The sequence below is a fragment of the Halorubrum xinjiangense genome (assembly GCF_900102375.1).
GTDB classification, from domain to species: Archaea; Halobacteriota; Halobacteria; order Halobacteriales; family Haloferacaceae; genus Halorubrum; species Halorubrum xinjiangense.
Map to the genome: position 1 here is coordinate 165,636 of NZ_FNBO01000006.1, position 23,726 is coordinate 189,361.

Here is a 23,726-nt window from a genome sequence, read left to right on the forward strand (position 1 = left end):
GCGCCGCGCGAGAACCGTGCGGGATTCGAATCAGAGAGCGACCGCAGGGAGCGACCGTGGTTCGAAATCCCAGTCCCACAGTAGCGCGTCCGGCACATTTTCGCCTCGGACGCGGCCCGTCTAGGAGTAACTTAAATCGGTTACACCTTCGTCCCGTCCGTCGGTCAGGACTGGCTTCCGGGCTCGCGCTCCTGTCTCCCGGAACCGCTACCACACCGCTGATCGCCTGAAGCGACCGGTAACACTCACGTCCGGTGACGCGTGGTACCGCGTGCCGCATTATCTTTAACAGGTTTCCGGCACATGTTCGTGATAGGTGATACAGACATGAGCTACGAACTCGATCCGCTTCCGTACGACTACGACGCGCTGGAACCGCACATCTCCGAGCAGGTGCTCGAATGGCATCACGACACCCACCATCAGGGGTACGTAAACGGCTGGAATTCCGCCGAAGAGACGCTCGAAGAGAACCGTGAGTCCCACGACTTCTCTTCGTCCGGCGGGGCCATCCGCAACGTGACCCACAACTCCTCGGGCCACATCCTCCACGACCTGTTCTGGCAGAACATGTCGCCGGAGGGCGGCGACGAGCCCGAGGGTTCGCTGGCCGACCGCATCGAGGAGGACTTCGGCTCGTACGAGGCCTGGAAGGGCGAGTTCGAGGCGGCGGCCTCCGCGGCCAGCGGCTGGGCGCTTCTGGTGTACGACACGTTCTCGAACCAGCTTCGCAACGTCGTGGTCGACAAGCACGACCAGGGCGCGGTCTGGGGCGGTCACCCGATTCTCGCGCTGGACGTCTGGGAGCACTCCTACTACCACGACTACGGCCCGGCTCGCGGCGAGTTCGTCGACAACTTCTTCGAGGTCGTCGACTGGGAGGAGCCGTCGGATCGCTACGAGCAGGCCGTCGAGCTGTTCGAGTAAGCGCGTTCGAGAGGACGCGTTACGCGCGTCGAGATCCGCATTTTTCGCAGTACGTCGCCCGAGGAGTGACGGATTCGTTGAGACCGGCTGGTTTGTCAGTAATCGGCGGTCGATCAGCGGATAACATCTCCGAATACCCAGTCGCTCGCTTATAAATAGCTAACCGCGGATCGGCGGAGAACACTTCCAAATCCCCAGCCGCCCGGTTATAAATGGCTGACTACGGATCGGCGGCAAACACCCCCAAAGCCCCAGTCGGCTCCGGTCGAGGGCCTCGTTGTCGCCCGAAAATCTCTGATTTTCGGGATGACGAGAGAGCTTTGCTCTCTCGAACCACGCTCCTCGCTCACTCCGTTCGCTGCGGTGTCGCCGGCGGCTCTGCCGCCGGCTACCCGTGGCGCGTAGCGCCACGCTGCTTACTTCGGCCGTCTTCCCGGAGCCGACTGCCCCTTTGAGCCCCACCCCGCCCCGCACAGCACCGCAGCCTCACGCCTCCCCAGCCTCGTCGCGGCCGCTTTTAAGCGGCCGCGACTCCCTCGCGCGTGCTGCCTCACGGCCGCCGAGGGCGGCCGCTCGCAGGCACGCGCCACCGCATTGTACTGCGTGTCATCGCCTCGATTCGAACCGTATCGGCAGCGTTTACGGACGCGGTCGCGTATCCTCGCGCATGCCAGAACCGAAATCGGCGTTCGACGCCACCTACCCGTGCGACTTCTACGAGCCCGCCGAGCTGTTCGAGCCGGACCAGATGTACACGATCCCCGAGATCGGTCGCCTCCTTCAGGGGGTAGAGCCGGACGCCGAGGTCGACCCCGACACCGAGGCCGTGCTGGTCGACTGGGCGGTCCCGTGGGTGATGGTCCACGCCGAGGAGATGGTGATTGCCGAGCCGCTGTCTGAGGACGGGCCGGGGTACTACGGGCTCGCGACGGATGAGGAACCAGACGGGGAAACCGCCACCGACGAGTCCGCGTGACCGGGGACCCGTCCGGTCCGCCGACCTACCTCGTCGCCGGCGGGGCGCGCGTCGACGCCGGGAAGACCACCTTCTCGGCGGGGTTAGTCGCGCACCTCGCCGAACGCGCGGGCGACGCGGTCGGCGTCAAGCCACGCGCGGGCAATGACTTCTGGTTCGACCACGACGACTACCGGGTCGCGACCGACGCGGGGCGCCTCTACGGGAAGGACGCCCGCACCCTCGCGACCGCGAACACTCGCGCGCTGGCGCCGGTCGACGACGCCGCGCCGTCGCCCTCGGCGGTCACGCCCGAGTCGATCAACCCCGTCCACCGGCTCTGGAAGCCGACGCCGGGCCGGACCGGCATGCTCGGCGACGCCGACCGCACGTTCCTCTGTGACCGCGTCACGACCGACTCCGGCACGCGGTTCGTCGTCAACGGCGCGGCCGAGGACGCGGGGCTGCTCCCCGACGCGCTCGCCGAGCGTCTCCCGCTCGCGGACGCGACTCGCGTGCGAGACGTGCCCGCCTTCAACGAGGTGATGGCGGAGTCGCACCTCCCCGCGATCGAACGGCTCGCGGAGCGCGTCGCGCGCACGCCGGTCCCGGTCGTCGTCGAGTCGTACGCCGACGTCGCCGGGACGCTCCCCCGCGACGGGCCGGTCACGGCCGACGCGGTCGCCGTCGTCGACCCCGGCCGCGCCCGGATCTACGCGGGCGACCGCTACGCGAAGGCCCGCGCGGTCGCCGCCGGCAGCCCGCGCGAGGGGTCCCGCGAGGAGCACGTCGACGCGGTGACGGAGATGATCGAACCGCTCGCGACCGTCGCGCTGCCGGCGCTGGCCGGCGAGGTTCGAGGTGACCCCGACCGCGTGGCGGCGGCGTACGAGCCGGCGTACGCGGCGCTCACCGACGTGATCGACGGTTGAGAAGTGGTCCGGCGGCCCTCGCTCAGGCGTTGCGCTTGGTGTAGTGTTCCAGCGCGGACTCGATCGACGAGAGGTCCGCGTTCACCCGGCTGTCGGCGACGCGCATGAAGCCGGGCGTGTACGACGACGAGTAGTCAAAGATGCGATTGACGGCGCGCTTGGACGCGGAGACCGCGTTGAAGTCGGTGACCGTGTACACCCGGGTGGTCGGGAACGCGGTCCAGAACGTGCCGCTCGCCCAGCGGTCGTCGTCCGCGAACGCCTCGCCGACGCGGCCGGTCGCGACGTACTCGTCGTCGGCGTAGAACAGGAGGAGGTCGCCCGCCCCCATCTTCTCGAACGTCGACCCGTTACCGCTGTCGTCGTCGACGGCCCACAGGCGGGTCTCGTCGAGGTCCGCGAGTGGCTCGGGGCGATCCGGGTAGTCGGTGAGATCGACGGGTGACCGGACCGTTCGGTCGAAGTTCTCCGGGTCTATCGGGACCAGGAAGACGTTCTCGCTCATTACCTGTCGTTTCGCCGGCAGGGGTTTAAACCCGTTCGTTGATGTGCCGGGTCAGGCCCCCGGTCACTCGTCGTAGTCGGCGTACAGACGGTCCATCCGCGCCGCCATCACGAAGTCGGCGCGGGTGAGGCCGCCGACCTCGTGGCTCCACATCTCGATCCCGACCTCGCCCCACGACAGCGCGATGTCCGGGTGGTGCCACTCCGCCTCGGCGAGCTCGCCCACGTCGTTCGTGAACGCCAGCGCCGTCTCGAAGTCGGGGAACTCGTAGCTCGCCTCCAGGTGGTGGTCGTCGACGACCTCCCAGGCGTCGCCCAGTTCGGCGACGTAGTCGGCGCACTCGTCTGCGTTGAGCGGTTCCGCGTCGTCGTCGGCCGGCTCGACCGGCTCGTCCGCGAGCGGTGAGGACATACCCCACATTGGGCGACCAGCGGTTTGTACCTTCCGCGGGCGAGGCCCGCCGGTCCCGACGAACAGGGACCGGAGCTCACCGGAAACGAGAGAGCGCGTCCCGGACCGCTCGGCGCAGTCGGCCGAGGCGCCCGAGGTCGCGCCCGTCGCCCCCCGCGTCGCCGCCGCCTGCGCCCCCGGCTCCCGTCGCACCCGGCTCCGAGAGTTCCCAGCCGGCCTTCTCGGCGGCCTCGTCGACTCGCAGGAACTCGTAGCCGGTCTCGGTCGCGACGCGCTCGTCGGCGCGGGTGATGCCGACGAAGACGTACCGCGGGGCGGCGCTCTCCTCGCGGACGTCTGCGAGCGTCCCCCACTTGTCCCACTGCGTGAGCTCGTAATCGTTGTCGACTCCGTGGTCGCGGGCGAACGCCGCGACCCGGTCCGCCTCGTTCGCGACGATTCCGACGTGCCGGCTCCACCGGCGCGCGTCGGCGAACGCCGCGGCCGGGTCGGCGAGCGAGCGCGCGGCGCCGAGCGAGAAGACGAGCGTCACGTCCCCGTCGTTCGGCGTCGTCGCGTCGATTCCCATCTCGATCGGCCCCACGCGGCCGGCGGCCTAAACGCTGTGGGGAGGCTTTTGTCCGGGCGTCTCCTCGGCCCCGACGATGGAGTTCGAATCCACCTTCGGTACGGGCGCGCCGCTGCTCGGCATGGTCCACCTCCCGCCGCTGCCCGGCGCCCCCCGAGCGCCAGATGACGGGCGCGAGGCGATGCGCGCGGCGGTCGACCGGGCCGCGAGCGACGCGCGGGCGCTCGACCGCGGCGGCGTCGACGGGATCGTGATCGAGAACTTCGGCGACGCGCCCTTTTACCCCGACGAGGTCCCGCCCCACGTCGTCGCCGGCGTGACGCGCGCCGCGACCGCGGTCGCCGACGAAACCGACCTCCCGCTCGGGATCAATGTCCTCCGGAACGACGCCGAGGCCGCGCTCTCGGTCGCCGCCGCAGTCGGCGCCGACTTCGTTCGCGTGAACGTCCACACCGGCGCCCGCGTCACAGATCAGGGGATCGTCGAAGGGCGCGCCCACGAGACGCTCCGCCTGCGCGACCGCCTCGGCGTCGACGTCGGCGTCTTCGCCGACACCGACGTGAAGCACTCGGCGCCGCTGACGCCCGAGGGGTACACCGCCGAGTCGTTCGCCGACACCGCCGAGCGCGGCCTCGCCGACGCCGTCATCGCCTCCGGCGCCGGGACCGGCGAGGCGGTCGACGCAGGGGCCCTTGAGGCGGTCGTCGCAGAGCGCGAGCGCCACGGCCTCGACACGCCGGTCCTCGTCGGCAGCGGCGTCACGCCGGAGACGGTCGCCGACCTGCTCGGCGTCGCGGACGGCGCCATCGTCGGCACCGCGCTTAAGGAGGGCGGCGAGACGACCGGCCCCGTCGACGCCGACCGCGTCGCGGACCTCGTTGCGGCCGCCGACGCGGTGCGGTGATTCGTCCGAGTCCAGCCTTTGCTATCGGCTCCCGTCGGGATCGATCCCCCCCTCCGCGAGGAACGACTCGACTTCGCTCCGCGTCGGGAGCCCCGGTTGGGTGAACCGGCTCGTACAGTTGATCGCGGCGACCGCGGCCGCGAACCTGACGCCGGGAGCGACGGCGTCGCGGTCGGCAGACGATTCCTCGGCTCCCTCCGCGATCCACCGGTCGATCAGCCCCGCGGTGAACGCGTCGCCGGCGCCGGTCGTGTCGACCGTCTCGACGTCGAACGCGTCGAACTCGGCCGCCTCACCGCCCGTAATCGCCGTCATCCCGTCCGCGCCGTGCGTGAGGACGGCGCGGGGCCACGTCGGGCCGCGTCGCGAGCGCGGTCCGAGTCCCGAATCGATGCCGACCGCCCGGGTCTGCGCGTCCGCGATGCGCTCGACCGCGGCCGCTGCCGAGCCGAAGAACGCGGGCGCGGCAACCCCGTCGGCGACGAACAGGTCGGCTCGGTGGAGGAACCGGTGGATCGTCTCGGGTTCCGTCCCCCGCCCGACCAGCTCCTCGACCGGGCCGGAGAGATCGAAGACGAGCGCGGGCGGGGCGTCACCCGACTCGGCCGCGCTCTCCCGGAGCGACTCGACCCGGTCGAGCACCCGCCGCGCCGCGCGGTCGGGGGCGTAGGCGGTGAGGAAGACGGCGTCGGCGTCGGCCATCGCCGCGAGCGCGTCGTCGCCGAGCCGGAGGCCGCGGAAGCTCTCGCCCGCGGTGACGATGGCGCGCTCCCCGTCGGGGTCGCAGAGGATGAGCGACCGCGTGTGGGGGTCGTCGCCGACCGCGACGTGGCTCGCGTCGACGCCGGTTTCGGCGAGGTACGCCAGCGCGCGCCGCCCGTACTCGTCGTTGCCGACGCGGCTGACGAGCCCCGCGTCGCGGCCGAGGCGGTCGAGCGCGACCGCGACGTTGGCGCCGACGCCGCCGAACGCGGACGTGACCTCGTGCGCGAACGCGCCGCCGTCCGGCGCCGGGAGGTTGCTGACCGCATACCACTCGTCTATCGCCGCGGCGCCGACGGAGAGGATTGCCGAGGAGCCGGCGGCGGCCGCGTGGCTGGCGGCGGTCTCTCTCGCGTTGTCGGCGTCGGTCTCCGTCGCGCCGTCGTCGGATTCTCTCGCATCGTCGGAGCCCGATCCCGCGTTCACGACTTGCGGAAGAAGTCGTCGTGGACCGCCATCGCGGCGTCGACGGCGATCGGTCCCTCGACGGTCGTGTCGCCGTCCGCGCGCCGGATCACCTCTTCGAGGGGAATCGGCACCACGTCGGCGGAGAGCTCGCCGAGCGTCTCGCCGTCGACGCCGAAGACGACCCGACCGATCCCCGCGTAGTGGATCGCGGTCGCGCACATCGGGCACGGCTCCGTGCTGGCGTACATCGTACACTCCGCGAGCTCGTCGGCTTCGAGCTCGCGCGCGGCCCACCGCGCGAGCGTCAGCTCGGGGTGCGCGGCCACGTCGCCCTCGGTCCGCGTCTCGTTGTGCGCCTCGCCGACGACCTCGCCGTCGAGGACGAGCAGCGCGCCGAACGGCGTGTTGCCGGCCTCCACAGCCTCTTCCGAGAGCCTGATCGTCCGCTCCACGTACTCCCGGTCGGTCGGGTCGTCGGGGAGGTCGTCGAGGTGTTGAAACTCGCCGGCGTCGCCGGGCGCGTCCGCGTCTGTCATACTCCCCTGTACGCCTCCGGGTACCTAACCGTTGGTACCGCCGTCGTCCGCCGGCTTCGTACGGCCGTCGTCCGGCGGCCGCTGGTCCCCCTCGTTCGAGGACCCTGTCTGGACCCCGCCTCCCGGTTCCGACGACTCCGCCGCCTCCTGCGACCGCCGGACGTCGCGAAGGGCGTCGACCGCGTCGTCGGTGGCGCTCGCGGTTCGGGTCTCGGTGGCGGCCGCGGGGTCGAGCCCGTCGGGTTCGGCGGCGTCGGTCGCGTTCGGGCCGTCCTCGTCGCCGCCGCTCGGCGTCGTTTCGTCGCCCGATTCGCCGGCGTCCTCCGCGTCGTCGTCCGCGCCGAAGAGCCACGCGCGGACCGCGTCGATGAATCCCATGGGTCGGTGTGGTGGTCAGTAGTTCCTGAACAGCAGCGCGCGCACGTCGTCTTTCGTCCGCGCCGTCTCGACGCTCCCGTCCGGGAGGTCGACCTCGTACCGCGCGTCGCCGTCCGCCTCCCGCCACTTGTCGTCGTGGGTGTCGAGGAGGCTCATCATCGCGTTTAGCTGTCCGGCGCCGCCGTCGTCGGCCGCGGAGTCGTCGCCGTCGCTCCCCTCGTCGGCCGCGGAGTCGTCGCTGTCATCGCCAGACGCGTCGTCCCCGTCGTCGCCAGACGCGTCGTCGCCGGCCGCTTCCGAATCCCCGTCGAGGTCGATATCGACGCCCGCGAAGGGGTCGGCGGCCAGCTCCTCGGCCGCGTCGAGGATCGCGTCGATGAGTTCGTCCTTCGTCATCTCGCTGCGCCCGGTGATATCGAACGCGGCGGCGATGTCGGACAGGTCCATCGGGTCGTCCGGGTCGGGGTCGCTGTCCCGTCGGTTCCGCGCCGTCAGCAGTTCGCGGGCTCGGTCGCGGTCGTACGGGACCGCGGACGCCACCGAGTCGGCCGCGGCGTCGGTGGTTTCGACTGGCTCGTCGTCGCTCCCGTCACCGCTCTGGGGCGCCGCGACGCGGTCGGGGTCCTCGACGGCGTCCGCGAGGTCGAGCAGGTACGCGAGCGTGTCCTCGCGGTCGACGGAGGCGTACGGGCCGGCGTGGGACGCCTCCAACTCCTCGCGGAGCGCCTCGATCCGGTCGGCGTGGTCGTCGGTGATGTCGAGCGTTGGCATGGTGTGGGTCAGGGGCGACTGGTTCGTGGATCGGCGGCGACTGGTTCGTAGGTCGGGGGCTACTGATTCTCCTCGAAGCGCGCGAGCGCGTCCGCCCAGCTCTCGGCGAACTCCGGCTCGCCGGAGTGGTCGGCCTCGACGTCGGCGTAGCCGCAGTCGTCGCAGGCGACCGCGGTGGCGGCGCCGAGCGAGAGCGACGACAGGCTGGCGCCGCAGCGGGGGCACTCAAGCGTCACGGATTCTCGCGTGTAGCCTTATCGCCCGCGGTGAAAAACGCACGGATCGGGCGGGGGAGGGCCGCGACGCGGCCGGTGGGTCGACCGCGCGGCCGTGGCAACAGTCGGGACACTCGGCGGAAACGTTCATTACACTCGGCGGAAACGTTCGGATATGAGCGAAGCGGACGACGAGAACGTCCTCATCGAGTACTACCGTCGCTACGTCGGCGACCCGGACCGGACGATCGACGTGTACGCCGGGTTCGGGCTGTTCTCCGCCGGCATCGCGCTCGGGGTGATCGGGGTCGTCGTGTTCCTCTACAGCGCGACGCTTGACCCGACCGCGCTCTCGACGTACGCGGTCCGCGAAGTCGCCGCGGTCGCGGGCGCGGTCGGCCTCCCCGCGCTGCTTTTCGGCATCGTCGTCCTCCTGCCGGTGGACCGCCGGATGCTGTACCTCGCGGGCGCCGGCGTCGCGGTGACGCTCGTCGGCACCGGCGCGTTCGTCTGGGCGTATCCGTACAACTGGAACGTCGTCCCCAACCCCGACTACAGCGCGCAGGTCGTCGCGGTCTACACCGTCGGGCTGGTGGCGGTCATCGGCGCCACGGGCGGCGCCTTAGTCGCCCACCGCGTCGAGCGCGCGACGGGCGGCGCGGCCGCTGGGAGCGCGGCGGCCGGTGCGGGCACCGGAGCCGACGCCGCGGACGCCGGCGGGTCGGGAGCCACGGGCGCTGACGGCGAGGCGGTCACCGAAGAGTCGGTCCGCGCCGACATCGAGCGCGAGCTGGAGGACGCGGAGCTGACGTGGGGCGGCGTCGAGCGCTCCGAGACGCGCCGGCTGGAGCTGAACACGGGCGCGGTCGACGAGGCGGACGTCGACACCGAGAAGCTCGCGGGGTCCGCCACCGAGACGCGGACGACCTCCGGCACGGTCAACGACGCGGTCTCCGAGCTGAAGGGTCTCCAGGGCGGCGACGTGAAGACCGACAGCGGTCAGGGGACCGACGATCAGGCCGCGAAGCTCCGCGAGCTGCGCGAACAGCAGCGGAAGGAGGCCGAGGAAGACGACGAGGGCGGCTCGGTCGTCGACCGGATTAAGGGTCTGTTCGGCTGAATCGAGCGAATTGCGTTCGGTGTTGTTTATAAAAACGGTTCGGTGGTGAACATTGCCGAAGCCCCAGCCGCTTGCTTATAAATAGCCGACAACGGATCGACGACGAACACCGCCAAAGCCCCAGCCGTGAGGACGGCGCACACTCGTTGCGCTCCTCGTCACTCGCTGCGCTCGTTCCTGCGGTGTCGCTGGCGGCTTTGCCGCCGGCTTTCCGTGGCGCGTAGCGCCACGCTACTTACGTCGTCTGCGCCGTCCTCACGGCTGCCCCTTTGAGTCCCGCCCGGCACCGCACAGCACCTCACGCCTCCCCAGCCTCGCGGTTCGCGCTCTCCGAGCGCTCACCGCGTCCCTCGCGCGTGCTCCTCGCGGCCGCCGAGGGCGGCCGCTCGAAGGCACGCGCCACCGCGAATCAATTTATGAATGCCTGGGAGTCAGTCGTCGGACGGCCGTCGTTCGCCCATTTATATACCTCCCGCCGCGTAGTCCGAGCGTGTCTCGCGTCACCGTCAGCATCGACCCACACGTCCACTCCGAGGGGAGCTACGACGGCCACGAGCCGGTCGAGCTGATACTCGAACACGCGGCCGAGATCGGACTCGACGCGGTCGTTATCACCGACCACGACGTGATCCGAGAGTCGAAGCGCGCCGCCGAGATCGCCTCCGAGTACGGGCTGATCGGCATCCCCGGCGTGGAGGTGTCGACCGCGCACGGCCACCTGCTGGCGATCGGCGTCGAGCGGATGCCGCCCCGCGGGCGCCCCTACGCCGAGACGGTCCGCTGGATCGGCGACCGCGGCGGTGTCGCCATCGTCCCCCACCCGTTCCAGCGGTCGCGCCACGGCGTCCGCCAGCGCAACATTCCGACGCCAGGATCGGCCGAGGACGCGGACGAACCCGTCGCGGCTGACGGCGCCCCCGACGCCGGAGTGGTCGGAACGGAGCCGGACCCGGAGTCGGAGCCCGCCGCGCCGGTCGCCGAGGTCGACGCCATCGAGGTGTTCAACGCGTGGCTGTTCACGGGATACCGCAACCGCCGCGCGCGTCGGTTCGCGGCGAAACACGGCTACCCGGGAATTGCGGCGAGCGACGCGCACCACCTCCAGTACGTCGGCCGGGCGTTCACCGAACTGACGGTCGAGGGCGCCGAGTCCGTCCGCGAGGTCACGGCCGACGACGTGCTGGCGGCGATCCGCCGCGGCACGACGACGGTCGAGGGCCGTCGCGCGCCGATCCGGATGGCCGTGAAACACTACGTCGGCGCGGCCGGGCGCCGGTCTGCGTACTACGCGCGGACCGGCGCGGCCCGCGGCGCGCGGGCCACCAAGCGGACCGCGGTGGACGGGGCGGTGGCCGCGAAGGTCGCCGCGCTCCAGTCGGTCCACCGCACCCGGCGGTTCCTCTCCTGGTTCGCCTGAGACACCGAGACCGGGGCGACGGCGACCGGGGAGAACGGGGTTTTTGCCCGCGGCCGCGTATGGAATCGTATGAGCCACGACAGACGCGAGTCCGGGTTCAAGCGGCGGACCCGAGTCGCGGACGCGAGGGCGACGCTGCTCGACGCCGTCACCCCGCACGAACGGACGGAGTCGGTCCCGGTCGAGGCGGCCGACGGCCGCGTCGTCGCCGAACCGATCGACGCGCCCGCGCCGGTGCCGGGGTACGACCGGGCCGCGATGGACGGGTACGCGGTCCGCGCGAGCGACACCTTCGGCGCCGGCGACCGCTCGCCCGCTGTCCTCGCGGCCAAGTCCGCCGAGGCCGACGCGGTCGCGCCCGGCGAGGCCGTGCGCGTCCACACCGGCAGCGCGGTGCCCGGGGGGGCGGACGCGGTCGTGATGATCGAACAGGTCGAGGCGGTCGGCGACGAGGTGGAGGTGTTCGACGCGGTCGCGACCGGCGAGAACGTCGGCGAGGCCGGCGAGGACGTCGCGGACGGCCAGCGGCTCTACGAGCCCGGCCACGTCCTCCGGCCCTCGGATCTGGGGCTCTTGCGTTCGGTCGGCCTCGACAGCGTCCCCGTCCGGGAGCCGCCCGAGGTCGCCGTGATCCCGACCGGCGAGGAGTTAGTCGAGTCCGACCCCGACCCGGGCGAGGTGATCGAGACCAACGGGCTCACCGTCTCCCGGCTCGTCGAGCGCTGGGGCGGCGAGGCGCGGTACCGAGACGTCGTCACCGACGACGCGGACGCGCTCCGCGAGGCAGTCGAAGCCGACCTCGACGCCGACGTGGTCGTCACCACCGGCGGCTCCTCCGTCGGCGAGCGGGACCTGATCCCAGAGGTCGTCGACGGCCTCGGCGAGGTGCTCGTCCACGGCGTCGCCCTGAAGCCCGGCCACCCGGTGTGTCTCGGAGCGGCGGAGGGGACGCCGGTCGTCTCGCTCCCGGGGTATCCGGTCGCGTGCATCGTCAACGCGGCCCAGTTCCTCCGGCCCGCGATGAAGCGCGCGGGCGGGACCGACGCCGACGCGTTCCCGACGCGGCGCGCGACGCTCGAACGGAAGGTGGCGAGCGAGCCCGGCGTGCGGACGTTCGCGCGGGTGACGCTCGGGTCCCCCGACGAAGACGAAGAGAGCGACGGCGCGCTCCCGACCGCGACGCCGACCCGTGCCAGCGGCTCCGGCATCCTCTCTAGCGTCGCGCTCGCGGACGGCTGGGTCGTCGTCCCGGAGCCGCGGGAGGGGCTCGACGCCGGCGATCCGGTCGATGTCGAGCTCTGGGAGGTGACGCCGTGAGCGACCGCAAGGAGTTCCGCGACCTCGCGACCCCCGAGGCCGCCCGGGAGGCCGTCGACTCCCTCGACCTCTCTCCCACGCCGGAGACGGTCCCGCTGCGCGAGGCCCGCGGGCGCGTCCTCGCCGAGCGGGTCGATGCCGCCATCGACGTCCCGGGCTTCGACCGCGCCTCGATGGACGGGTACGCGGTACACGCGCGCGACACCTTCGGCGCCGACGAGGCGGATCCCGCCAAGCTCGACCTGATCGGCGCGGTCCACGCCGGCGCGGCGCCCGACGTCGCGGTCGAACCCGGCACCTGCGCGGAGATCTCCACGGGCGCCGTGATGCCCGACGGCGCGGACGCGGTCGTGATGGTTGAGCGGACGGACGAGGTCGGCACGGGCGACGATGCCGACGATGACGGCGCCTCGCAGATCGCCGTCCGGACCTCGGTCGCGCCCGGCGACCACGTGATGACCGCGGGGACCGACATCGCCGCCGGCGCCCGCGCGCTCGGTCCGGGCACGCGACTGACGCCCCGCGAGATCGGGCTGCTGTCCGCGCTCGGCGTCGACGAGGTCCCGGTCAAGGGTCGCCCGCGCGTCGGCATCGTCTCGACGGGCGACGAGCTCGTCCGGCCGGGCGACGAGCTCGACCCCGAGCGCGGCGAGATATACGACGTGAACTCGACGACGATCGCCGCCGGCGTCGAGGAGGCGGGCGGCGATCCGGTGCTCTACCCGCACGCCGGCGACGACTACGACGAAATGGAGCGGCTGCTCCGCCGGGCGGCCGACGAGTGCGACCTCGTCCTCTCTTCGGGGTCGACCTCGGCAAGCGCGGTCGACGTGATCTACCGCGTGATCGAGGCGCGGGGCGAGCTGCTCCTCCACGGCGTCGCCGTCAAGCCCGGCAAGCCGATGCTTGTCGGGCGGCTCGACCGCGGCGGGAGCGAGGCGGCGGGGGGGAGCGACCGTACCGGCGAGTCGGCGTACATCGGCCTCCCCGGCTACCCGGTGTCCGCGCTCACCATCTTCCGGACGTTCGTCGCGCCCGCGATCCGCGAGGCCGCGGGCCAGCCCGAACCGGCGACGGCGACCGTCGAGGGCCGGATGGGCGTCGGCGAGCGCTACGGCGAGGGGCGCCTCCGGCTGATGCCGGTCGGACTGCTCGACCTCGACGAGGCCGCGACGGAGGGGGGCGACGACCGCCCGCTCGTCTACCCGGTCGACAAGGGGTCGGGCGCGACGACAAGCCTCGTTGAGGCGGACGGCGTCGTCGCGGTCGACCCGGACACGGAGTACCTCGACGTCGGCGAGACGGTCTCGGTCGACCTGTTCTCGCCCGACGTGCGTCCGCCCACCCTCCTCGGCGTCGGCGAGGACGACCCCGCGCTCAACCGCCTGCTCGACCGGCTCGAAAATCCGAGATACCTCGCCGTGGGCTCGCGCGAGGGACTCCGCCGCCTCCGCGACGGCGTCCCCGACGTGGCGGTGACCGCCGGCCCGACCGACCGCGACGTCGACGCCGAGGCGCTCGGCGGCTGGAGCCGCGAGTGGGGCCTCGCCGTCCCCGACGGGAACCCCGAGGGCGTGACGGGGCTCGCGGACCTCGTCGACCGCGACCTCCGCTTCCGAAACCGGCCGACCGTCTCGGGGCTCCGGCGCAGCCTCGACGCGGCGCTCGACGACCTCGCGGACGAGCGCGACGCCGGCCGCCGAGCGCTCGCCGAGCGGATCGACGGCTACGAGCGCGCCGCGAAGGCGTTCGAGAGCCCGGTCCGCGCGGTCGCCGCCGGCGACGCGGACGCCGGCCTCGGACTCCGCGAGACCGCGGAACGGCTCGGCTGCGACTTCGTTCCGCTCGGCGAGCAGTCGGTCGTCGTCCGCGCCGCTCCGGAGCGCGTCGACCGCGAGCCGGTCGCGGCGCTGGCGGCGGAGCTCGGCGGTCCGGGCGCCGACGGCGACGCTGACGCCGCCGCCGGGGCTGCGGGCGCCGACGGCGCGGTCGCTGCCGAGGGTCACCCCGGTCTCGACGCGATCCTCGCCGACCTCCCGGGCTACTCGCGGAACAGCCGGAACGAGCCCTGACCGACGACGACCTCGGTGCGGTCACCGTCGCTCTCGCCGGCTCCCTCGGCTTCCCGCCTCGCGTCACCGGCGGTGACGGTCATCTCGCTGACACCGATCGAGCCGCCGGCCCGGACGACTTCGGCCTCCGCCCGGAGGTCGCCGTCCGCGGGCCGGAGGTAGTTCGCGTTGAGGTTCACCGTCGCGACGTCGCCGTCGAGCGGGTCCTCGAACGTCGTGCGCTGCGCGACGCCGCCCGCGGTGTCGATCAGCGTCGCCGCGACACCGCCGTGGATCGTCCGCCCGCCGGCGTTCGTGAGCTTCTCGTCGAAGGGAATCGAGAGCACGACGCGGCCGCGCTCGATGACCTCGACCGACGTGTTCAGCCACGAGAGGTAGCCGTGGTCGTCTTCGAGCTTCCGCCTGACGAAGTCGGTCGCCGCGTCTGGGAGCGGCTCCATCGCCGCGATGTCCGTACGGTCCATGTCCGAGACTCTTTCCGGGACGGCTTGTAGCCCCCGGAAACGCGCGACAACCGGCGATCGATTGACGACCGCACTCAGCCGACGCCGAGCCGGATCGGGTCCTCGCTCGGGGCGACCTCGACCGTCACCGACTCGCCGAGCGCGAACTCGCGGTCCGGGCAGACCACCTTGACGCCGAAGCGGTCGCCGCGCGCCGCGAACAGCGACAGTCCGGTCACGCGCTCGCCGTTCGCGAGGAGGTCGACGGGCGCCCACTCGACGCGGGGCGCCCCGGCGTCGGTGCCGTCCGCTCGGACCGTTCCGACCTCGGTCCCGAAGAGCGACAGCGTCGTTCCGTTCGCTGCGGTCACCGGCTCGGTCGGCACGGGCGGCGCCTCTCCCGCTCCCTCGAACGTCCCGCCGCCCGCGTAGTGCGTCAGTCCGCCGTCGAGCGGGACGCCCTCGTCGCTCGCGAGCGCCGCGAACGGCGGGGCGGAGTCGGCCCCGCGCCGCGGCCCGTCGAGGACGACATGGGTCGGCCCGCGCTCGACGACCCTTCCCGTCCCGTCCCACGCGACCGGCTCGACGGGGTGATCCGCCGCGACCGGGAGCGATCCGCTGGCTCGGAGGGGGTCCGCGTCCGGCGGACGGAAGCCGAGGTGGACGTGGTCGTCGACCCACTGCCCGAAGAAGCCGGAGCGGGTCGTCGGGCCGAGCGCGTCGCCGACGGCGACTCGGTCGCCGGGAGCCACCTCGGGGATCACGTGGAGGATCCGCGCGACGGTTCCGGGCTGGGCGTCGGCGCGGGCGCACCACTCGTCGGCGAGGTCGACGACGATCAGGTGGTCCTCGTCGGCCGCGTAGGGGCGGTCCGGACAGCCGACGGTCCGGACCTCGCGGACGACCCCGGCGACCGGGGAGCGCCCGACGCCGTCGCCGGGATAGAGGTCCACCGCGTGCCCGCGGTCGTGGGCGGGATACGGGGAGTTGAACCGCGAGAACTTCTCGTACCGCTCGACGACGGCGGCCGGGAGCGCGACGGTCGCCGCGTGCGGGTCGGCTTCGGCGTCGTCGTCGGCGGCGTCCCCGTCGTCCCCGTCCGCCGGCGCTCCCGTCACGAGTCCGCCGCCTCCATCCCCTCGATCACGAAGCGCGCGCCGCCGGTGTCGGACTCGGCGACCGAGAGCGTCCAGCCGTGGGCCTCGACGATGTCGCCGACGATGGCCAGCCCGAGCCCGGTACCGCCGCCGAGCGACACTCCGCGCTCGGTGACGCGCTCGCGCTCCTCGGGCGGGATCCCGGGGCCGTCGTCGCCCACCGCGAGCGCGACCGCGTCGCCGTCCGTCGCGACGGTGACGGTGACGGCGACGTCCTCGCCCGCGTGGTCGATCGCGTTGCGGAACAGGTTCGATGTCAGCTGTTCGAGGCGGTCGCGGTCGGCCAGGACGGTCGCGTCGCCCTCGACGGTCAGCGTCGCGTCCGCGGTCTCGAGCCGCGACCAGACGCGCCTTACCGTTCCGTCCAGCGAGACGCGGTCGAGGTCGTCGACCGTCTCTCCCGCCGTCGCCAGCGCGAGCAGCCCCTCGATCATGTCGTCCATCCGGTCGTGGGCGTTCGCGGCCCGCTCTAAGGCGCCGTCCGAGTCGTCGCCGCGCTGGCGGGCCAGTTCGACGGCCGCCGACGCGGCGGCGAGGGGGTTCCGAAGGTCGTGCGAGACGACTCCGGCGAACTCCGCCAATCGGTCGTTCTGCCGTTCGAGCTCGGCCTCTCGCCGTTCGAGCTCGCGCTGTCGCTGCTCGCGCGCGGTCACGTCCCGGAGCAGGAACACGTGTCCGCGGTCCGTCCCGCGCGGGTCGGTGATCGGGTTCTCCTGGATGTCGAACTGGCGGTCGCCGATAGTTGTCGGGTGTTCGACGCCGACCTCCAGGCGCGGGAACGCCTCCGACAGCGTCGAGCCGACCGCGTCCGGCGGGAGGATCGCCTCTGCGGCCGGGTTGAGGTCGCGGATGCGGCCGTCGGAGCCGGAGACGATGACGGGGTCTTGCATCACCTCGACGGCGGTGTCGCGGGCGACGACCGCGGCGTCGAGGGTGCCGAGCCAGAAGACGGTGCCGTAGAGGAACACGCCGTGGATCACGAACGCGGTCGGCAGCCACGAGAGGTGCGCGTAGCTCCCGAGGTCGACGAACGTCGCCACGCCCGCCAGGAACGGGAACAGCGTGCCGAGCAGCACGACGAACGTTTGGAGCCGATAGCGGTTCCCGGTCCGCTCGTAGAGGTCGACGACCAGGAGCGCGCCGGCGACGCACAGCCCGTACGCGAGGAGGACGAACGCGCCCCCGGCGGGACCCAGTTCGTACCCGAGCAGCGTGAACGGGCCGTCGGCGACGGGGACCACCGAGCGCCGGGCCAGCCCGTGGGTGCCGCTCGACCACGCGAGGAGGACCCAGACGAAGGCGGGCGTCGCGAGCGCGACGATCCGGTTCTCCGTCCGCCAGCGGTCGTTCCCGGTGAACGCGAAGGCGAAGAGGATCCAGAGGACGGGCAGCGCGCCCAAAAGCGGCGTCGCGAGGTTGAGCGCGACCGTCATCGCGACCTCGCCGGGCGCAGCGACTCGGAGCGCGTACAGGAGGGAGACGCCGCCGCCGCAGAACAGGTAGAGCGCGACCTCGAGCCCGCCCGGCTCGTCGCGCTCCCGCCACGCGACCCGGCCGAGCCAGAGCCCGATGACCCCCGCCAGCAGGCAGGCGGTCAGGTACGCTTGGACCGGCAGCGCGCCGAGGTCGCTCATCGATACGTGTACCACTTTCAGGGCCGACAAAACTGTTGTGTCACGCCCCGGCCGTCGGGCATCCTCGTCTCCGCGCGCTGCGAGCGTGGGCGGCACACCGCCGCGCTCGGCGCAAAGCGCTTGTGCGCCGCGGGCTTCGGGCTCGATATGCGCGTGTACAGGGGCGAGTTCGCGACGCCGGCCGCGGACCGTGAGCCGACCGCCGACCTGCTCGCGTCCGCCGCGGAAGGCGTCCCCGCGGTGCGCGTCACCGCGCCGCCGCGACAGGTCGCGTTCGGCCGGCGCGACGCTCGGGAGCCCGGCTTCGAGGCGGCAAAGCGCGCGGCGCGCGACGCCGGCTTCCCGGTAGTCGAGCGCGACGTCGGCGGGCGCGCGGTCGCGTACACCGGGTCGACGCTCTCGTTCGGTGTCGCGGTGCCGACCGGCGACGGGCGCGGGTCGATCGACTCCCGGTACGAGACCGCGACCGCGACGCTCCGCGACGCGCTCGGCGGCCTCGGCGCCGACGTGGTCCGGGGAGAGCCGTCCGCCGCGTTCTGTCCCGGGGATCACTCGCTCCGGGTTGCGGGCGGAGAGAACGCGACCGCCGGCGGAAAGGTCGCCGGCCTCGCTCAGCGCGTCCGCGCCGACGCGGCCCTCGTCGCGGGCGTCCTCGTCGTCTCGGCGGCGGACTCCGGTCCGATAGCGCGAGTCACCGACCCCGTCTACGACGCGCTCGACGTGCCGTTCGACCCCGAATCGGTCGGGAGCGTCGCCGGCGCCGGCGGCCCCGACGACCCGGAGGCCGTCGCCCGCGCGGTCGAGGCCGCGTTCGTCGAGGGTCCGTGGGGCGACGGCGAGCGGCGGAACGTACGCGTCGACGGGGCAGACGGCTGAGCGCGGCGCGGCGCGCGGTTCCGACGTTTCGACGTGCTTTTTATGCGCGGGGGACTGGGTTCGCGCATGGCAGAATTCAAAGTCGTCGTCGCCGACCCCGAGACCGGCGAGACGTTCCAGCGAGAGGTCGACGGACAGGACGCCAACCGATTCCTCGGTCGCGAACTCGGCGACGAGATCGGCGGCGACGCCGTCGGGCTCCCCGAGCACACCATCGAACTCACCGGCGGCTCCGACGAGACCGGGCGCCCGATGCGCGAGGACGTCTCCGGCACGCGCCTGAAGGAGCTCCTCTTAGAGGGCGGCGTGGGCTTCGAGCCGTCCCGCGAGGGCGAGCGCAAGCGCATCACCGTCCGCGGTCGCGAGATCGACGACGACGTCGCACAGATCAACGCCAGCGTCGTCGACGGCGAGGGCGACGTGGCGGCCGCGTTCGGCGAGGGCGACGCGGACGACGCCGACGAGTAACGGCGCCCCGATGCCTCGCGTTCCCTCCGACGGCGAGGACGTTTCCTCCGTTCGCGTCTCGCTCGCCCGGAGCGGCGGCACTCGCCGGCCCTGCGTCAGGCTCCCCGAGGACGACGCGCTCGACGGGCGCGTCGAGTCCGGGACCTGCGACGCGCTCGGCGTGAGCGCGGGTGATCGTATTCGCGTCGCGTTCGACCGCGAGGAGTACCACGCGCGGGTCGCGGCCGACTCGAAGGGGAGGCTCCTCCGCGGCGCGTTCGACAACCGGCGGCTCGCCCGCGAGGGCGGCGAGGGGACGAACCGGCTGGTCGCGTGGCTGGACGCGAACGGCCGGGAGCCGGGCGACAGCGTCGTCCTCGACGTCGTGGTGCCCGGCGAGCTGTACGGCCTCCGGATCCCGGGCGAGCGGGCCGTGTACGACGCGACCCGCGGCCCGCGGTCGTCGCTCGCGGACATCGCGCGCGACGCCGAGGAGTAGCTCCGCGGAGGCAGGCCGGATCGCTTATTCTCGCTCGGTTCCGAACTCGTCTCATGCAAGAGGTCGACGCGGACCTGACGGCGCTCGACCGCGCGATCATCAACGCGTTCCAGGGCGGCTTCCCCGTGACGGAGCGCCCCTTCGACGCGGCGGCGACCGCGCTCCGCGAGCGCGGCGTCGACGTGACCGGGCCGGCGCTCTGCGAGCGCGTCCGCGAGCTCGACGAGGAGGGAATCCTCTCGCGGTTCGGCGCGCTCGTCAACGCCGAGGAGATCGGCGGGGCGGCCTCGCTCGTGGCGATGCACGCTCCGGAGAACCGCTACGAGGCGATCGCGGACACCGTTAACGAGTTCACGGCTGTCGCGCACAACTACGAGCGGGAACACCCCCACCTCAACATGTGGTTCGTGGTGAGCGTCGCGGACCACCCGGACCCCGACAAGGACGGGAGCGACCGCGTCGAGGAGGTGCTCGCCGAGATAGAGGCCGCGACGGGTCAGGAGACGTACAACCTCCCGAAGCTCCGGGAGTTCCACGTCGGCGCGAAGTTCCTCGTCGACGGGCCGGTCCCCGAGGGCGACGTCGACCTGTCGGATTTGGGGCCCGCCGTGGAGCCGAGCGACCGCGGGACGCTCACGCCCGACGAGCGCGACCTCGTCGTCGAGATCCAGGGCGGGCTGCCGGTGACCGAGACGCCGTACGCCGACGTGGCGGCCGCACTCGACGCCGACCTCGGTTGGGTGATCGAGACGATCAAGCGGTTCGAGCGCGAGGGGAAGGTGCGCCGCGTCGGCGTCATCCCCAACCACTACGCGCTCGGCTACACGGAGAACGGGATGACGGTCTGGAACGTTCCGGAGGACGCGCTCGACGAGGTCGGTCCCGCCGTTGCGGCGCTGGATTTCGTCACGCACTGCTACGAGCGGCCGCGACACGCGGGCGTCTGGGAGTACAACTTCTTCGCGATGACGCACGGCCGCACCGAGGCGGAGAGCGAGCGTCGGATCGCGGAGGTGAGAGAACTGATGGACGAGCACTGGGACGTCGGCGCCGACGACTGGGACACCCTGTTCTCGACGCGCATCCTGAAGAAGACCGGCATCCGCATCGCGGACCGGGCGGACAGCAACACGGCGTGACCCGCCGATCTCCGACGCACGGAGGTGCGCCGTGACGCCGCTGTACCACGACCTCTCGGGCGAGACGGTGGTCGTCTTCGGCGGCGGCGCCGTCGGCTCGCGGAAGGCGAGGGGGTTCGACGAGGCCGCGCGCGTCGTCGTCGTCAGTCCCGAGTTCGACGAGCGGCTGGTGTCGCTCGCGGAAGAGGCCGGCGACGGCGAGTCCGGGTCCGATGAACCGATCGAACTGGTCCGCGCCGCGCCGGACGCGGACGCCGTCGCCGACTGGATCGAGCGGCTCGACCCGGCGCTCGCGGTCGCCGCGACCGACGACGCCGCGGTCAACGCCGCGGTGGAGGCGGCCGCGCTCGACCGGGGAAAACTCGTCAACCGCACGGACGTCTCGGGCGGCCGCGACCCCGGGAGCGTCGTGGTGCCGGCGACGATCGAGGACGACCCGGTGACCGTGGCGCTCTCGACGGGGGGGACGAGCCCCGCGCTCGCGAAGGCGTTACGCGAGCGGATCGAGGCCGAGATCGAGGGCGCCGGCGAGATGGCGGCGCTCTCGGGAGAGATCCGCGAGGAGCTGAAATCCGCCGGCGTGGCGCCCGAGAAACGTCGGGAAGCGGTCCGGCGCGTTGTCAGATCCCGGGGGGTTTGGAAGGGTTTACAAAAGGGGAGATCCAACGGACGGCAAGAGGCCGACACCGTGATCGAGGAGGTACTCGACCGATGAGAGAGACGGGTGCGATCGCCGGCGTGAGCGTCGCCCACGCCGACGCCACCGTCGACGAGATCGAGGCCGCCGGCGGCGACGGCGTCCGCGCGACCGTCTCGGACCTACTCGCACGCGAAGGGGTCGAGGAGGCGTTCGCGGTACAGACCTGTAACCGCTCGGAGGCGTACGTCGTCACCGACCGGACCGTCGACGGCACGACGGCGCTATCGACGTTCGCGCCGGACGTGCGCGGCGGGGCGGTCCGCCGGCTCGACCACGAAGAGAGCTTGGAACACCTGATGCGCGTCGCCTCCGGGCTTGAGTCGCTCGTGCTCGGCGAAGACCAGATCATCGGCCAGCTACGCGAGGCCTACGAGGAGTCGAAGTCCGCCGGCGGGATCGGCCCCGTTCTCAAGGACGCCGTGACGAAGGCGCTCCACGTCGGCGAGCGCGCGCGGACGGAGACCGAGATCAACGAGGGGGTCGTCTCGCTCGGCTCCGCGGCGGTCCGGCTGGCGGCGAGTGAGATCGACCTGACCGACGGGTCGGCCGTCGTCGTCGGTGCCGGCGAGATGGGGACGCTCGCGGCCCGCACGCTCGACGACACCGCCGTCTCGGAGATCGTCGTCGCGAACCGCACGGTGCCGCACGCGGAGTTCGTCGTCGAGGAGGTCGATACCCCCGCGGAGGCGGTGTCGCTCGCGGACCTGCCCGCGATCATCCCCGAGGCCGACCTCGTCGTCACCGCGACCGGGAGCCCCGACCTCGTCGTCCACCCATCGTACGTCGACGGCGCCGGCCGGCTCGTCTGTATCGACATCGCGCAGCCCCGCGACGTCGACCCCGCGGCCGGCGCCCGCGAGGGCGTCACCGTCTACGACATCGACGACCTCGAAGACGTCACCCGTCGGACCAGAGAGAGCCGCGCCGAAGAGGCTCGGAAGGTCGAGTCGATCATCGACGACGAGCTCGACCGCATCCTGGAGGCGTACAAGCGTAAGCGCGCGGACGACGCCATCTCGGCGATGTACGCCGGCGCCGATCGGGTGAAGGCGCGCGAACTCGACCGCGCGATGTCGAAGCTGGAGGCGCAGGGCGATCTGACCGACGAGCAGCGCGAGACGGTCGCGGACCTAGCGGACGCCTTGGTCGGCCAGCTGCTCGCGGCGCCGACGCGTTCGCTCCGGGACGCCGCCGGCGAGGACGACTGGGAGACGATCCGGACCGCGCTCCGGCTGTTCGACCCCGAGTTCACGTCGCAGACCGAGGGGCCGGAGAAGGCGGACATCGCCGACGCCGCGGCCGGGGGCCCGGACGCGGTTCCGGACTCCGTCGCCGAGGAACTCGACGATTAACACAGTCATTTATAACGGAGTCGTCGGCTTCACGTCTAGCGAAACTATAGAGCCCAAAATAATTAAATTTCGTTTCGATACTACGTTTGACTTAGTATGTAACGGCGGTAACGTATGAGCGCATTGTGATTGAATATACTATCCAACCTGCTTCGAGTATCGAACCTGGCTCAGCACCGTAGTACGGGACCTGTCTACTTACTCCGGCCTCACGACTTCGTCACACAAGGGACATTCCGCGAAAACACCTGTCTCTCCGTCCGCCTGTTCGTATTCGATGAGCGTCCACGCTGCTGTGATCTCACGGTCGCAGTTCGGACAGTGTCCAAGTGCCGGCGGACTGTCGGTCATTAGGGGGGAAGGAGGAGCGTGTGACTCTCCTTCCACCCAGGAGTTCAATTTCAGATGTGTTAAACATTCGGCGAGAATGCGTGGCAGGCGCCAGATGGTCAGCACAATGGCTGATTCCTTTCTCCTCCAGCGTATTAACCAACAATTCGCTGTCCAACCGACTTGTGTTGGTTAAGAGCTGAATGGCCTCTTCACCACAGAATCACAGTTCACGGCAGCACACTTTTACAGTGGCACGGGGTAACAGCGACCATGCCAATGGAAATCGATGAGTTCGAAGAAGCGGGAGGTGGAAAAGAACTCACCACTGGAGAAGCTATCGTCAAATTCCTTCTTGAGAATGATGAGAAGGCGTGGAAGCGGAGTGAGATCGCTGCGGCCATTGATCGCGACCCGAACACGGTTGCGACGAACCTTAGCCGATTAAAGAGTCGCGGCCTGGTCCGACACCGCAAGAATCACTGGGCGATCACGAACGACCGTGAGCGCCTTGAAGAAGCGATTCGCTTCTCCAACGCGCTTACTGGCTTGAATGAGGCATTTGGACCATTGACATCCTCCTCCGCCTGAAGGCGGAGGAATCCCGAGCGGTGGGAGTTTCAGGTTCGCAACCATGACTTCGCCACTTCACGGGAGTTCACATCTAACCCAGTAGTCGTGGTCGGTGGCTGACTGGCCATGCCAAGTGGCCGTTACTCCTATCCTCGGTGTTGGTGACTCCCATCTGTTGTTTTTGCCAGCAGGGAGTCGCTGAAACGTCGTCAGACTCGGAGGTATCGTTGGGCTTTCTCAGACCGACGGGCACTCGACAAACCCTTCGAGGATTCGTGTTCACCGCGTCAGCGTTTCGGATACTGCCTCGTTACGAGGGCGGACAGGCCGCCTCCGAAGGTCGTTCGGAATCCGCTCCGTTCCGACCTGACCTTACCG

At 71.4% G+C, this 23,726-nt stretch carries 27 protein-coding genes; 15 read left to right on the forward strand and 12 right to left on the reverse strand.

Features of this window, described 5'->3' with window-relative positions:
- The first annotated feature begins 327 nt into the window (after window positions 1–327).
- The 3 genes from sod to F3H13_RS09125 all read left to right on the forward strand — a co-directional run bounded on the left by sod (window position 328) and on the right by F3H13_RS09125 (window position 2,814).
- Complete coding sequence (gene sod, locus F3H13_RS09115; RefSeq protein WP_149798723.1) at window positions 328–927, forward strand: superoxide dismutase; 600 nt, start codon at window positions 328–330, stop codon at window positions 925–927.
- A gap of 667 nt (window positions 928–1,594) precedes the next feature.
- On the forward strand, window positions 1,595–1,903 hold the full coding sequence (locus F3H13_RS09120) for a DUF5827 family protein (protein WP_149798724.1): 309 nt from the start codon (window positions 1,595–1,597) through the stop codon (window positions 1,901–1,903).
- Window positions 1,900–2,814 (forward strand): ATPase, encoded by a 915-nt coding sequence (locus F3H13_RS09125; protein ID WP_149798725.1) that lies wholly within the window; start codon window positions 1,900–1,902, stop codon window positions 2,812–2,814. Before F3H13_RS09120 ends, F3H13_RS09125 begins: the two co-directional genes overlap by 4 nt.
- Before the next feature lie 22 nt (window positions 2,815–2,836).
- Here the strand turns inward: F3H13_RS09125 and F3H13_RS09130 are convergent, their stop codons facing one another.
- The 3 genes from F3H13_RS09130 to F3H13_RS09140 all read right to left on the reverse strand — a co-directional run bounded on the left by F3H13_RS09130 (window position 2,837) and on the right by F3H13_RS09140 (window position 4,298).
- Window positions 2,837–3,319 carry a hypothetical protein gene (locus tag F3H13_RS09130; RefSeq protein ID WP_149798726.1) on the reverse strand — a complete coding sequence of 161 codons (483 nt, stop codon included), beginning with the start codon at window positions 3,317–3,319 and terminating at the stop codon, window positions 2,837–2,839.
- 63 nt (window positions 3,320–3,382) lie between these two features.
- Window positions 3,383–3,730, reverse strand: a complete 348-nt coding sequence (locus F3H13_RS09135; protein WP_149798727.1) for a 4a-hydroxytetrahydrobiopterin dehydratase — start codon at window positions 3,728–3,730, stop codon at window positions 3,383–3,385.
- Window positions 3,731–3,806: 76 nt separating this feature from the next.
- Window positions 3,807–4,298, reverse strand: a complete 492-nt coding sequence (locus F3H13_RS09140) for a DUF7124 domain-containing protein (protein WP_149798728.1) — start codon at window positions 4,296–4,298, stop codon at window positions 3,807–3,809.
- 76 nt (window positions 4,299–4,374) lie between these two features.
- Here F3H13_RS09140 and F3H13_RS09145 point away from each other — a divergent pair, with 76 nt between their 5' ends.
- On the forward strand, window positions 4,375–5,202 hold the full coding sequence (locus F3H13_RS09145) for a BtpA/SgcQ family protein (protein ID WP_149798729.1): 828 nt from the start codon (window positions 4,375–4,377) through the stop codon (window positions 5,200–5,202).
- A gap of 21 nt (window positions 5,203–5,223) precedes the next feature.
- On the opposite strand, the gene F3H13_RS09150 is transcribed toward F3H13_RS09145, so the two are convergent.
- The 5 genes from F3H13_RS09150 to F3H13_RS16220 form a co-directional block, all read right to left on the reverse strand.
- The gene (locus F3H13_RS09150; protein ID WP_188128042.1) at window positions 5,224–6,270 is read right to left on the reverse strand and encodes a carbohydrate kinase family protein; all 1,047 of its coding nucleotides are present in this window, start codon (window positions 6,268–6,270) and stop codon (window positions 5,224–5,226) included.
- 116 nt (window positions 6,271–6,386) lie between these two features.
- Entirely contained in the window at window positions 6,387–6,908 is a 522-nt protein-coding gene (locus F3H13_RS09155; protein WP_149798731.1) for a nucleoside deaminase, read from the reverse strand.
- 24 nt (window positions 6,909–6,932) lie between these two features.
- Complete coding sequence (locus tag F3H13_RS09160) at window positions 6,933–7,286, reverse strand: hypothetical protein (RefSeq protein ID WP_149798732.1); 354 nt, start codon at window positions 7,284–7,286, stop codon at window positions 6,933–6,935.
- Window positions 7,287–7,301: 15 nt separating this feature from the next.
- Complete coding sequence (locus tag F3H13_RS09165) at window positions 7,302–8,057, reverse strand: Rho termination factor N-terminal domain-containing protein (RefSeq protein ID WP_149798733.1); 756 nt, start codon at window positions 8,055–8,057, stop codon at window positions 7,302–7,304.
- A gap of 59 nt (window positions 8,058–8,116) precedes the next feature.
- Window positions 8,117–8,293 carry a hypothetical protein gene (locus F3H13_RS16220; RefSeq protein ID WP_188128040.1) on the reverse strand — a complete coding sequence of 59 codons (177 nt, stop codon included), beginning with the start codon at window positions 8,291–8,293 and terminating at the stop codon, window positions 8,117–8,119.
- A gap of 154 nt (window positions 8,294–8,447) precedes the next feature.
- Between F3H13_RS16220 and F3H13_RS09170 the strand changes: the two genes are divergently transcribed.
- From F3H13_RS09170 to F3H13_RS09185, 4 genes are all read left to right on the forward strand, one after another.
- Window positions 8,448–9,392 (forward strand): DUF7139 domain-containing protein, encoded by a 945-nt coding sequence (locus F3H13_RS09170; protein WP_149798734.1) that lies wholly within the window; start codon window positions 8,448–8,450, stop codon window positions 9,390–9,392.
- 490 nt (window positions 9,393–9,882) lie between these two features.
- The gene (locus tag F3H13_RS09175; RefSeq protein WP_149798735.1) at window positions 9,883–10,809 is read left to right on the forward strand and encodes a CehA/McbA family metallohydrolase; all 927 of its coding nucleotides are present in this window, start codon (window positions 9,883–9,885) and stop codon (window positions 10,807–10,809) included.
- A 69-nt stretch (window positions 10,810–10,878) separates the two neighbouring features.
- The gene (locus F3H13_RS09180) at window positions 10,879–12,126 is read left to right on the forward strand and encodes a molybdopterin molybdotransferase MoeA (RefSeq protein WP_149798736.1); all 1,248 of its coding nucleotides are present in this window, start codon (window positions 10,879–10,881) and stop codon (window positions 12,124–12,126) included.
- Window positions 12,123–14,198: a molybdopterin biosynthesis protein gene (locus F3H13_RS09185; RefSeq protein ID WP_149798737.1), complete on the forward strand. Its 2,076-nt coding sequence runs from the start codon at window positions 12,123–12,125 to the stop codon at window positions 14,196–14,198. The genes F3H13_RS09180 and F3H13_RS09185 overlap by 4 nt, the downstream gene beginning before the upstream one ends.
- Here F3H13_RS09185 and F3H13_RS09190 read toward each other — a convergent pair.
- The 3 genes from F3H13_RS09190 to F3H13_RS09200 all read right to left on the reverse strand — a co-directional run bounded on the left by F3H13_RS09190 (window position 14,168) and on the right by F3H13_RS09200 (window position 17,432).
- Window positions 14,168–14,662, reverse strand: coding sequence for a PaaI family thioesterase (locus F3H13_RS09190; RefSeq protein ID WP_149798738.1), 495 nt, complete (start codon window positions 14,660–14,662; stop codon window positions 14,168–14,170). The two genes, F3H13_RS09185 and F3H13_RS09190, sit on opposite strands and share 31 nt — an antisense overlap.
- Before the next feature lie 74 nt (window positions 14,663–14,736).
- Window positions 14,737–15,759: a hypothetical protein gene (locus F3H13_RS09195; protein ID WP_149798739.1), complete on the reverse strand. Its 1,023-nt coding sequence runs from the start codon at window positions 15,757–15,759 to the stop codon at window positions 14,737–14,739.
- The gene (locus tag F3H13_RS09200; protein ID WP_149798740.1) at window positions 15,756–17,432 is read right to left on the reverse strand and encodes a sensor histidine kinase; all 1,677 of its coding nucleotides are present in this window, start codon (window positions 17,430–17,432) and stop codon (window positions 15,756–15,758) included. Before F3H13_RS09200 ends, F3H13_RS09195 begins: the two co-directional genes overlap by 4 nt.
- A 147-nt stretch (window positions 17,433–17,579) precedes the next feature.
- Between F3H13_RS09200 and F3H13_RS09205 the strand changes: the two genes are divergently transcribed.
- The 6 genes from F3H13_RS09205 to hemA all read left to right on the forward strand — a co-directional run bounded on the left by F3H13_RS09205 (window position 17,580) and on the right by hemA (window position 22,445).
- The gene (locus F3H13_RS09205; RefSeq protein WP_149798741.1) at window positions 17,580–18,308 is read left to right on the forward strand and encodes a lipoyl protein ligase domain-containing protein; all 729 of its coding nucleotides are present in this window, start codon (window positions 17,580–17,582) and stop codon (window positions 18,306–18,308) included.
- 66 nt (window positions 18,309–18,374) lie between these two features.
- Window positions 18,375–18,776: a 30S ribosomal protein S6e gene (locus F3H13_RS09210; protein ID WP_149798742.1), complete on the forward strand. Its 402-nt coding sequence runs from the start codon at window positions 18,375–18,377 to the stop codon at window positions 18,774–18,776.
- Between the two features lie 10 nt (window positions 18,777–18,786).
- The gene (locus F3H13_RS09215) at window positions 18,787–19,254 is read left to right on the forward strand and encodes a DUF7112 family protein (protein WP_149798743.1); all 468 of its coding nucleotides are present in this window, start codon (window positions 18,787–18,789) and stop codon (window positions 19,252–19,254) included.
- 53 nt (window positions 19,255–19,307) lie between these two features.
- The gene (ahbB, locus tag F3H13_RS09220; RefSeq protein WP_149798744.1) at window positions 19,308–20,393 is read left to right on the forward strand and encodes a siroheme decarboxylase subunit beta; all 1,086 of its coding nucleotides are present in this window, start codon (window positions 19,308–19,310) and stop codon (window positions 20,391–20,393) included.
- 31 nt (window positions 20,394–20,424) lie between these two features.
- Entirely contained in the window at window positions 20,425–21,108 is a 684-nt protein-coding gene (locus tag F3H13_RS09225; protein ID WP_149798745.1) for a precorrin-2 dehydrogenase/sirohydrochlorin ferrochelatase family protein, read from the forward strand.
- Complete coding sequence (gene hemA / locus F3H13_RS09230; RefSeq protein WP_149798746.1) at window positions 21,105–22,445, forward strand: glutamyl-tRNA reductase; 1,341 nt, start codon at window positions 21,105–21,107, stop codon at window positions 22,443–22,445. Before F3H13_RS09225 ends, hemA begins: the two co-directional genes overlap by 4 nt.
- Window positions 22,446–22,643: 198 nt before the next feature.
- Here the strand turns inward: hemA and F3H13_RS16720 are convergent, their stop codons facing one another.
- The gene (locus F3H13_RS16720; RefSeq protein ID WP_449405061.1) at window positions 22,644–22,796 is read right to left on the reverse strand and encodes a DUF7837 family putative zinc-binding protein; all 153 of its coding nucleotides are present in this window, start codon (window positions 22,794–22,796) and stop codon (window positions 22,644–22,646) included.
- Window positions 22,797–23,048: 252 nt separating this feature from the next.
- Between F3H13_RS16720 and F3H13_RS09235 the strand changes: the two genes are divergently transcribed.
- Window positions 23,049–23,366, forward strand: a complete 318-nt coding sequence (locus tag F3H13_RS09235; RefSeq protein WP_149798747.1) for a helix-turn-helix domain-containing protein — start codon at window positions 23,049–23,051, stop codon at window positions 23,364–23,366.
- Window positions 23,367–23,726 lie beyond the last annotated feature (360 nt).

What these genes read in the sequence shown, in the direction of transcription:
- sod (WP_149798723.1), top strand. Translation starts at nt 328, where the DNA reads ATGAGCTACGAACTCGATCCGCTTCCGTACGACTACGACGCGCTGGAA.
- F3H13_RS09120 (WP_149798724.1), top strand. Translation starts at nt 1,595, where the DNA reads ATGCCAGAACCGAAATCGGCGTTCGACGCCACCTACCCGTGCGACTTC.
- F3H13_RS09130 (WP_149798726.1), bottom strand. Translation starts at nt 3,319, where the DNA reads ATGAGCGAGAACGTCTTCCTGGTCCCGATAGACCCGGAGAACTTCGAC.
- F3H13_RS09135 (WP_149798727.1), bottom strand. Translation starts at nt 3,730, where the DNA reads ATGTCCTCACCGCTCGCGGACGAGCCGGTCGAGCCGGCCGACGACGAC.
- F3H13_RS09140 (WP_149798728.1), bottom strand. Translation starts at nt 4,298, where the DNA reads ATGGGAATCGACGCGACGACGCCGAACGACGGGGACGTGACGCTCGTC.
- F3H13_RS09145 (WP_149798729.1), top strand. Translation starts at nt 4,375, where the DNA reads ATGGAGTTCGAATCCACCTTCGGTACGGGCGCGCCGCTGCTCGGCATG.
- F3H13_RS09155 (WP_149798731.1), bottom strand. Translation starts at nt 6,908, where the DNA reads ATGACAGACGCGGACGCGCCCGGCGACGCCGGCGAGTTTCAACACCTC.
- F3H13_RS09160 (WP_149798732.1), bottom strand. Translation starts at nt 7,286, where the DNA reads ATGGGATTCATCGACGCGGTCCGCGCGTGGCTCTTCGGCGCGGACGAC.
- F3H13_RS09165 (WP_149798733.1), bottom strand. Translation starts at nt 8,057, where the DNA reads ATGCCAACGCTCGACATCACCGACGACCACGCCGACCGGATCGAGGCG.
- F3H13_RS09170 (WP_149798734.1), top strand. Translation starts at nt 8,448, where the DNA reads ATGAGCGAAGCGGACGACGAGAACGTCCTCATCGAGTACTACCGTCGC.
- F3H13_RS09180 (WP_149798736.1), top strand. Translation starts at nt 10,879, where the DNA reads ATGAGCCACGACAGACGCGAGTCCGGGTTCAAGCGGCGGACCCGAGTC.
- F3H13_RS09190 (WP_149798738.1), bottom strand. Translation starts at nt 14,662, where the DNA reads ATGGACCGTACGGACATCGCGGCGATGGAGCCGCTCCCAGACGCGGCG.
- F3H13_RS09200 (WP_149798740.1), bottom strand. Translation starts at nt 17,432, where the DNA reads ATGAGCGACCTCGGCGCGCTGCCGGTCCAAGCGTACCTGACCGCCTGC.
- F3H13_RS09205 (WP_149798741.1), top strand. Translation starts at nt 17,580, where the DNA reads ATGCGCGTGTACAGGGGCGAGTTCGCGACGCCGGCCGCGGACCGTGAG.
- F3H13_RS09210 (WP_149798742.1), top strand. Translation starts at nt 18,375, where the DNA reads ATGGCAGAATTCAAAGTCGTCGTCGCCGACCCCGAGACCGGCGAGACG.
- F3H13_RS09215 (WP_149798743.1), top strand. Translation starts at nt 18,787, where the DNA reads ATGCCTCGCGTTCCCTCCGACGGCGAGGACGTTTCCTCCGTTCGCGTC.
- ahbB (WP_149798744.1), top strand. Translation starts at nt 19,308, where the DNA reads ATGCAAGAGGTCGACGCGGACCTGACGGCGCTCGACCGCGCGATCATC.
- hemA (WP_149798746.1), top strand. Translation starts at nt 21,105, where the DNA reads ATGAGAGAGACGGGTGCGATCGCCGGCGTGAGCGTCGCCCACGCCGAC.
- F3H13_RS16720 (WP_449405061.1), bottom strand. Translation starts at nt 22,796, where the DNA reads ATGACCGACAGTCCGCCGGCACTTGGACACTGTCCGAACTGCGACCGT.
- F3H13_RS09235 (WP_149798747.1), top strand. Translation starts at nt 23,049, where the DNA reads ATGCCAATGGAAATCGATGAGTTCGAAGAAGCGGGAGGTGGAAAAGAA.